The sequence below is a fragment of the Micromonospora tarensis genome, assembly GCF_016803395.1.
In the GTDB taxonomy this organism is placed as follows: Bacteria; Actinomycetota; Actinomycetes; order Mycobacteriales; family Micromonosporaceae; genus Micromonospora; species Micromonospora tarensis.
In genome coordinates this window covers 1-7328 of sequence record NZ_JAEVHL010000289.1, presented here as the reverse complement: position 1 = coordinate 7328, position 7328 = coordinate 1, and the positions used below count along the sequence as shown (strand labels likewise).

The window sequence follows — 7328 nt, the reverse complement described above, 5'->3', positions numbered from 1 at the left end:
CCGCGTCCCGGCGGGCGACAGTGGCCCGGCCCAGCCCGGTCAGCGCGGCCCGTGGTGCGGCCGGGACCCGCGGCTCGACCCGGCGCAGGTCGTCCCGGGCCTCCTCCAACAGGTCGGAGAGGCGGATGCCGAGCGCCCGGCAGATCGCCGCCAGCACCTCCGAGGACGCTTCCTTACGCCCCCGCTCCACCTCGGACAGGTAGGGCACGGAAACCCCGGCGCCGCGGCCACCTCACGCAGCGTGCGGCCCTGGCTCTGACGCAGTCGGCGGAGCACTCCGCCGATGACTCGTCGCAGCAACGACATGCCGGCCTCACTTTCGCGGTCGTCGTCGGGAACACCCTCATCATGCCTGCTCCCGACCTCGCTGGCCGTCCCGTGCGGGCCCGCGCCCCTCCTTCGGCGCGGGCCGCACCCGTCATCGGCGCAGCTGGGTGTGCCAGGCGGCCGGCTCGGAAACCAGTGTGCCTCGTCGTCACGAGGGTCGCGCCCCTTCGTCTGCCGGCCCGCACCGGTTCGTCGTTGTCGTCAGGTGGTCGGGTCCGAAACCGGCGGAGGTTGTCCGGTGCTCGACCCGGACGTGCCAGCGGCGGCGTACCCGCTATGTTGTGGGCGTGCAGGAGTCGGCGGGGGAGCAGGTTCGACGGTGATCCATTTTCCCGCGCAGCGGCGGGGCCCACTGAGCGCGCTGAGCCTCCGGCTCGCCGCCGCCCTGGGCCTGGTCCTCGCCGTGGTCACCGCGGTCTACCTGGGCCGGGACGGCTACCGCGATGTCAATGAGGATGGCCTCACCCTGCTCGACTGCTTCTACTACGCGGTCGTGTCGCTCTCGACCACCGGCTACGGCGACATCACCCCGGCCGCGCAATCGGCTCGGCTGGTCAACGTCCTGTTCATCACGCCGGCCCGAGTGATCTTCCTGATCATCCTGGTCGGTACCACCCTGGAAGTTCTGACCGAGCAGTACCGGACCGGCCGTCGCCTGTCGCGGTGGAGGAGAGCCGTGAAGGACCACGTCATCATCTGCGGCTATGGCACCAAGGGCCGCAGCGCGGTCTCCGCCCTGCTGGAGAACGGTCTGGACCGTTCGCGCATCGTGGTGGTGGAGCGCAGCGCCGCCGCTCTGCGGCAGGCCACCTCCGCCGGGCTGGTGGCGATCGAGGGCTCGGCGACCCGCTCGTCGGTGCTGAACGAGGCGCATGTCCGCACCGCGAAGGCCGTGATCATCGCGACCGACAGTGACGACGCGTCAGTGCTTGTCGCGTTGACGGTCCGGCAGCTCACCGCCGGGCAGGTCCGGATCATCGCGGCGGCGCGGGAGGCGGAGAACGCCCCGCTGCTCAAGCAGAGTGGCGCGCACCATGTGATCGTCTCCTCGGCCACCGCGGGTCGACTGCTCGGCCTGTCCACCTCGGCCCCGCCGCTGATCGACGTGGTCGAGGATCTGCTCACTCCCGGCCAGGGCATGGCGCTGGCGATGCGCTCCGCGGAGCGGGACGAGGTGGGTCGCTCGCCGCGCGAGCTGGACTCGCTGGTGATCGCCCTGGTACGGCGGGGCAAGGTGGTCACCCTCGCCGACCGGGCCGGCGCGGTGATCGAGACCGGCGACATGCTGGTGCACGTGCGCGACGACCGCCCCCAGTCGGCCACCACCGCCTGAGCTCGCCCGCGTTGCCCCTCACCGCCGCCTGATCGGTCCTTCGCCGCGACGGTGGCCTCGGCGGCCCGTCGTCAGAGGGGGTCGTCGGCGGCGCAGATCGCCTCGGTGCAGTTGGGTGCAGTACCGGTGGAGGCCCGGCTGAGCAGCTCGTAGAGCGTCTCCCGTTCGGCGGGATCCAACGCGCCCAGCACCTCGTCTTCGGCGCTGGCGAGGGCGCATTCGGCCTCGCTGAGGCGTTTTGCCCCGTCTGCGGTGAGTTCGACGACGTGTCGCCTGCGATCCTCGGGTGAGCGCCGCCGCTCGATCAGCTGCTTCGCCTCCAGGTCGTTGAGCAGCCCGACGATGTTGGTGCTGTCCATCTCCAGGATGGTGGCGAGTGCCTGCTGGCCGGTGCCGCCGCCGGCGCGGAGCACGGTCAGTGCGACCAGGTGCCGGGGCCGTAGACCCAGCGGTGCCAGCACCGATTCCGAACGCAGTCGCATCCGCCGGGCCAGATGGTCCAGGAGCGCGCCCGAGCGGTGTTCCGAGGATTCGAGCGGCGTGGCGGGCATGTGACCCAGTCTACCGAGCTGTCGGAACATCTCCCTGCTATAAATAGTTTGTGCTGCACAGACGATCCTTGGAGGAGGAATAATGCATCTGTTGCATATCGACTCAAGCATTCGGGGTGACTGGTCGATCAGCCGCCGGCTCACCGCCCGGGCGGTCGCCACCTGGCGTGCGGCCCATCCGGACGGCACGGTGACCTACCGGGATCTGGGTGCCGAACCGCTGCCGCACCTGGACTCGGAGAGCGGCCTGGCCCGGATGACGCCACCGGATCAGCACACCCCCGCGCAGCGCGAGTCCTGGGACCTCAGCGTGCGGCTGGTCGACGAGGTGAAGCAGGCCGACGTGGTGCTGCTCGGGTTGCCGCTCTACAACTACGGCGTGCCCAGCAGCGTCAAGTCCTGGGTGGACCACCTGATCGTCGCCGGCCTCACGTACGACCCGACCACCCAGGAGGGCCTGCTCGGCGGCCGCGAGTTCGTGGTGCTGGCCACCCGGGGTGGCGGCTACGGCGAGGGCACCCCGCGCCACGGCTGGGACCACGCCGAGCAGTGGCTCCCGCACGGCCTGTCGATGACCGGCCTGGAGCCGCGCTTCATCAGCACCGAGCTGACCCTGGCGCCCTCGGTGCCGGCGATGGCCGAGCTGATCCCGCTGCACGAGGCGAGCCTCGCGGCGACCGAGAAGGAGATCGACAACCTCTGGCTGCCGGCCGCCGCCCGGCGCTGAGAAAGCGCCCTACGACGAGAGCGGCCGCCCCCGGATCGGGGACGGCCGCTCTCGTCAGCAGCGGGAGATCAGAGGATGGTCCAGGTGTCGCCGCTGCCCAGCAAGCCGGCGAGCTGCTGCTCGGGTGTCTCGGTGACCTTCGCCTTGGCAGTGGCCAACTGCTCCTGCACCACGCTGTCGTAGGACGGCCGGTCCACCGAACGGAACACCCCGATCGGAGTGTTGCGCAGGTCCAGCCCGGGCAGCCGGGACAGCGCGAACGCGTATGCCGGGTCGGTCACCGTCGCGTCGTGCACGACGATCTCCTCCGGGCGGACCGAGCTGGTCTCCCGGACCTCCAGGCCGAAGCCGCCCGGCGGGTGCACCACGCAGAACCGGCCGTCGGCGCCGAAGGTGATCGGCTGGCCGTGCTCCAGGCGGATCAGGTAGTCGTCCCGGGTGGACGGGTCCTTGAGCTGGTCGAACGCCCCATCGTTGAAGATGTTGCAGTTCTGGTAGATCTCCACGAAGGCCGAGCCCTCGTGCTCGGCGGCGGCCCGTAGCACCGACTGCAGGTGCTTGCGGTCGGAGTCGATGGTCCGACCGACGAAGCTGGCCTCCGCGCCGAGGGCGAGCGAGAGCGGGTTGAACGGGGCGTCCGCCGAACCGGCCGGGGTCGACTTGGTGATCTTGCCGACCTCGGAGGTGGGAGAATACTGACCCTTGGTCAGGCCGTAGATCCGATTGTTGAACAGCAGGATCTTGAGGTTGACGTTGCGGCGCAGCGCGTGGATCAGGTGGTTGCCACCGATGGAGAGCGCGTCACCGTCGCCGGTGACCACCCAGACCGACAGGTCCGGCCGGGACACCGACAGGCCGGTCGCGATCGCCGGGGCGCGGCCGTGGATCGAGTGCAGGCCGTAGGTGTTCATGTAGTACGGGAACCGCGACGAGCAGCCGATCCCGGAGACGAAGACGGTGCGCTCCCGGGGGATGTTCAGCTCCGGCATGAACTGCTGGATGGCCGCCAGGATCGCGTAGTCACCGCAGCCCGGGCACCAACGCACCTCCTGGTCGGACTTGAAGTCCTTCGCGGTGAGCTTGAGGGCGACGGGCTCAGACATTCTTCAGGACCTCTTCCAGCGTCGTCTCCAACTCGGCGGCCGTGAACGGAAGGCCGCGGACCTGGTTGTAGCTGATCGCGTCGACCAGGTAACGGGCCCGGATGACGTGGGCGAGCTGGCCCAGGTTCATCTCCGGGATGACCACCCGGTCGTACGAGCGCAGCACCTCACCGAGGTTGGCCGGCATCGGCGCCATGTGCCGCAGGTGCGCCTGGGCGATGGACAGACCCCGCTGGCGCACCCCACGGCACGCCGCGCCGATCGGCCCGTAGGTGGAGCCCCAGCCGAGGACCAGCACCCGGGCGTCGCCGTCCGGGTCCTCCACCTCGATGTCCGGCACCGGGATCGTCTCGATCCGGGCGGCCCGGGTGCGGACCATGAAGTCGTGGTTGGCCGGGTCGTAGGAGATGTCCCCGGTCTTGTCGGCCTTCTCCAGCCCGCCGATCCGGTGCTCCAGGCCCGCCGTGCCGGGAATCGCCCACGGCCGGGCCAGGGTCTCCGGGTCGCGCAGGTAGGGCAGGAAGGTGGTGCCGTCCTCGCCGTTGGGCTCGGTGGCGAAGTCGACCCGCAGGTCCGGCAGCGACTCCACGTCGGGCAGCAGCCACGGCTCGGAGCCGTTGGCGACGTAGTTGTCGGAGAGCAGGATCACCGGGGTGCGGTAGGTCAGCGCGATCCGGGCTGCCTCAAGCGCCGCGAAGAAGCAGTCCGACGGTGACCGGGGCGCGATCACCGCGACCGGTGCCTCGCCGTGCCGACCGTAGAGCGCCATGTTGAGGTCGGCCTGCTCGGTCTTGGTCGGCATGCCCGTCGACGGGCCGGCGCGCTGCACGTCCACGATCACCAGCGGCAGCTCCAGCGCCACCGCGAGCGAGATGGTCTCACTCTTCAGCGCCACACCCGGTCCGCTGGTGGTGGTCACCCCGAGCGATCCGCCGTACGACGCGCCCAGCGCGGCGCCGACCGCCGCGATCTCGTCCTCGGCCTGCATGGTGAGCACGCCGAAGCGCTTGTGCTTGCTCAGCTCGTGCAGGATGTCCGAGGCGGGCGTGATCGGGTAGGCGCCGAGGAAGACCGGCAGCCCGGAGCGGACCCCGGCGGCGACCAGCCCCAGCGACAGCGCCGCGTTGCCGGTGATGTTGCGGTAGGTGCCCGGCTTCATCTTGGCCGGCTTGACCTCGTAGCGGACCGCGAAGTTCTCGGTGGTCTCGCCGAAGTTCCAGCCGGCCTTGAAGGCGGCGACGTTGGCGGCGACCAGCTCCGGGCGGGCCGCGAACTTGCGCTCCAGGAAGCGCAGCGTCGACTCGTAGGGCCGGGAGTACATCCAGGAGAGCAGGCCGAGGGCGAACATGTTCTTGGACCGCTCGGCGTCCTTCTTGGACACCGGGTGTTCGGCCAGCGCGCCGATCGTCATCGAGGTGAGCGCCACCGGGTGCACGACATAGCCGGCCAGCGAGTCGTCATCCAGCGGGCTGCCCTGGTAGCCGACCTTGGCGAGGTTGCGCTTGGTGAACTCGTCGGTGTTGACGATGATGTCCGCGCCGCGCGGCAGGTCGGCCAGGTTGGCCTTGAGGGCCGCCGGGTTCATCGCCACCAGCACGTTGGGCGCGTCGCCCGGGGTGAGGATGTCGTAGTCGGCGAAGTGCACCTGGAAGCTCGACACACCGGGCAGGGTGCCGGCGGGAGCCCGGATCTCGGCGGGGAAGTTTGGCAGCGTGGAGATGTCGTTGCCGAGCTGCGCCGTCTCCGAGGTGAACCGGTCCCCGGTCAGCTGCATGCCGTCGCCGGAGTCGCCGGCGAACCGGATGACCACGCGGTCGAGTTGACGGATCTGCTTGGTCACTGTGCCACCTTCGTTCGCGACTGCGGGGCCCGCATAACCGGCTCACTCCTCGCGCTCACGTCTGCACCTCGTGCCCGGTCACCGAACCTCCTTGACGCGACGTTTCACCGCACCGCCCAAGGGGTGGTCCGGCCGCTGTCGTACCTCACCTGAGAGCCTACGTCTAAGGCAGCCCTAACAATGCCCGGTGGTTCGGTGACTCGAAACTGACAGGGTGGGGGAATGCCCGAGTTTGCGGGGTTAAAGGCTAGCCGCCGTAATTCAGATCACCACCCGGCCGACAGTCGATCAGTCGGCGGGGTGGGGGGTGGGCTCGGGTGCCGGACCGGCGAGCCGGCGGCGCAGCGACGTCGTCGCCAGGGTGAGCGCCAGCACCACCAGCAGCGTGGAGACCCCGATCAGGATGACCGCGGTGCGCTGGACCGAGGTGATCCCACCGCTCGCCCTGGTGGAACCGGGCGGGAGTACGCCCTGGGAGCCGGTCGGCGCGGGCGGGGAGACCACCGGCGTGGCCAGCGCGGCGGCCGCGGTGATCCGGAAGCTCATCTGCATCCGTCGGGTCGGGCCGCTGCGCGGGTCGAGCTGACCGATCACGGCACCGGACAACGGCGCGTCCCGCTGGGCCTGTGGGGTCGCCTCCACCGGCAGGCGCAGCTCGGCGCTCGTGCCCGCCAGCACCTGGCCGGTGTCGCAGCGGGTCCGGGTGGGGTCGACCGCAGCGCAGCCGGGCGGTGGGGTCGCACGCTCACCCCGGCCGGCAGGACGACCTCGACCCGACCGGCGGCGTCCACCGCGCCGGTGTTGTCCAGCCGGAGCGTGAGACTGCTGGCACCGCCGCTGATGTCGAAGGCCACCTCGTCGGCGGCCAGCCCGATCCCGGGCGTCGGCGGACCGGGCGGGAAGAGCACCGCGAAGCCCTGGTCGTCGACCGCCTCACCGGGCGCTCCCGCCCCGTCGGCGACGACCTGGACGGAGCCGCCGAGCGGCATCTGCCGCCACGCGGTGCCGGCGACCCGCAGCCGGAGCACCGTGCTGAACCGGGCCCCCGCCTCGGCCGTCCAGGCACCACAGCGGTACGCCCGGCCGCCGGCGGTGGCGCAGCCCTTCGTTCCCGCGTCGGTCAGTCCGGCCGGCAGCGTGTACGAGAGTCGGATCCGTTCGGCGACCGTGCCGGTGTTGCGCACGGTGACCTGCAGTGTGGCCACCGTGCTGGCGGTGTTCCAGTACGCCTGGGTGAGGGTGACGTCCTCGGTGGTGACCTGCACGCCCAGCGGGTTCGACGGTGGCGCCGCCGAGCCCGGTGCGGGCGGTCGGATCGGCGGAACCGGCCGGACGGTCGAGCGTGGCGGGCCGGCGGTCGGTGGTCGGCCGGTGCCGCCCGGGGCGGGCGCGGTGGTGGTCGGTGCCGGCGGGACGTCCGGGGCGGTGGTAACCGGCGCCGGTGGCG

General features: G+C 71.0%; 6 protein-coding genes and 2 pseudogenes. 2 read left to right on the top strand and 6 right to left on the bottom strand.

Annotation, left to right across the window (positions count from 1 at the left end; genetic code table 11):
• A pseudogene (locus JM949_RS31610) lies at positions 1 to 306 on the bottom strand (helix-turn-helix domain-containing protein); the annotation flags it as partial.
• Between the two features lie 340 nt (positions 307 to 646).
• Between JM949_RS31610 and JM949_RS31605 the strand changes: the two are divergent.
• Positions 647 to 1660, top strand: coding sequence for a potassium channel family protein (locus tag JM949_RS31605; RefSeq protein ID WP_203151763.1), 1014 nt, complete (start codon positions 647 to 649; stop codon positions 1658 to 1660).
• A 71-nt stretch (positions 1661 to 1731) separates the two neighbouring features.
• Here the strand turns inward: JM949_RS31605 and JM949_RS31600 are convergent, their stop codons facing one another.
• Positions 1732 to 2211 carry a MarR family winged helix-turn-helix transcriptional regulator gene (locus tag JM949_RS31600; protein WP_203151762.1) on the bottom strand — a complete coding sequence of 160 codons (480 nt, stop codon included), beginning with the start codon at positions 2209 to 2211 and terminating at the stop codon, positions 1732 to 1734.
• 82 nt (positions 2212 to 2293) lie between these two features.
• Between JM949_RS31600 and JM949_RS31595 the strand changes: the two genes are divergently transcribed.
• A complete protein-coding gene (locus JM949_RS31595) occupies positions 2294 to 2938 on the top strand; it encodes an FMN-dependent NADH-azoreductase (protein WP_238434240.1) in 645 nt (214 codons plus the stop codon).
• A gap of 68 nt (positions 2939 to 3006) precedes the next feature.
• On the opposite strand, the gene JM949_RS31590 is transcribed toward JM949_RS31595, so the two are convergent.
• The 4 genes and pseudogenes from JM949_RS31590 to JM949_RS31575 all read right to left on the bottom strand — a co-directional run.
• Positions 3007 to 4041, bottom strand: a complete 1035-nt coding sequence (locus tag JM949_RS31590) for a 2-oxoacid:ferredoxin oxidoreductase subunit beta (protein WP_203151761.1) — start codon at positions 4039 to 4041, stop codon at positions 3007 to 3009.
• Positions 4034 to 5881 carry a 2-oxoacid:acceptor oxidoreductase subunit alpha gene (locus JM949_RS31585; protein WP_203151760.1) on the bottom strand — a complete coding sequence of 616 codons (1848 nt, stop codon included), beginning with the start codon at positions 5879 to 5881 and terminating at the stop codon, positions 4034 to 4036. The genes JM949_RS31590 and JM949_RS31585 overlap by 8 nt, the downstream gene beginning before the upstream one ends.
• 288 nt (positions 5882 to 6169) lie before the next feature.
• Complete coding sequence (locus JM949_RS31580) at positions 6170 to 6487, bottom strand: hypothetical protein (protein ID WP_203151759.1); 318 nt, start codon at positions 6485 to 6487, stop codon at positions 6170 to 6172.
• A pseudogene (locus tag JM949_RS31575) lies at positions 6472 to 7328 on the bottom strand (hypothetical protein); the annotation flags it as partial. The gene JM949_RS31580 and the pseudogene JM949_RS31575, both read right to left, overlap by 16 nt.

Bases quoted from the DNA above. Each gene is read 5' to 3' on its own strand.
- JM949_RS31600 (WP_203151762.1), bottom strand. From the start codon at position 2,211: ATGCCCGCCACGCCGCTCGAATCCTCGGAACACCGCTCGGGCGCGCTC.
- JM949_RS31595 (WP_238434240.1), top strand. From the start codon at position 2,294: ATGCATCTGTTGCATATCGACTCAAGCATTCGGGGTGACTGGTCGATC.
- JM949_RS31590 (WP_203151761.1), bottom strand. From the start codon at position 4,041: ATGTCTGAGCCCGTCGCCCTCAAGCTCACCGCGAAGGACTTCAAGTCC.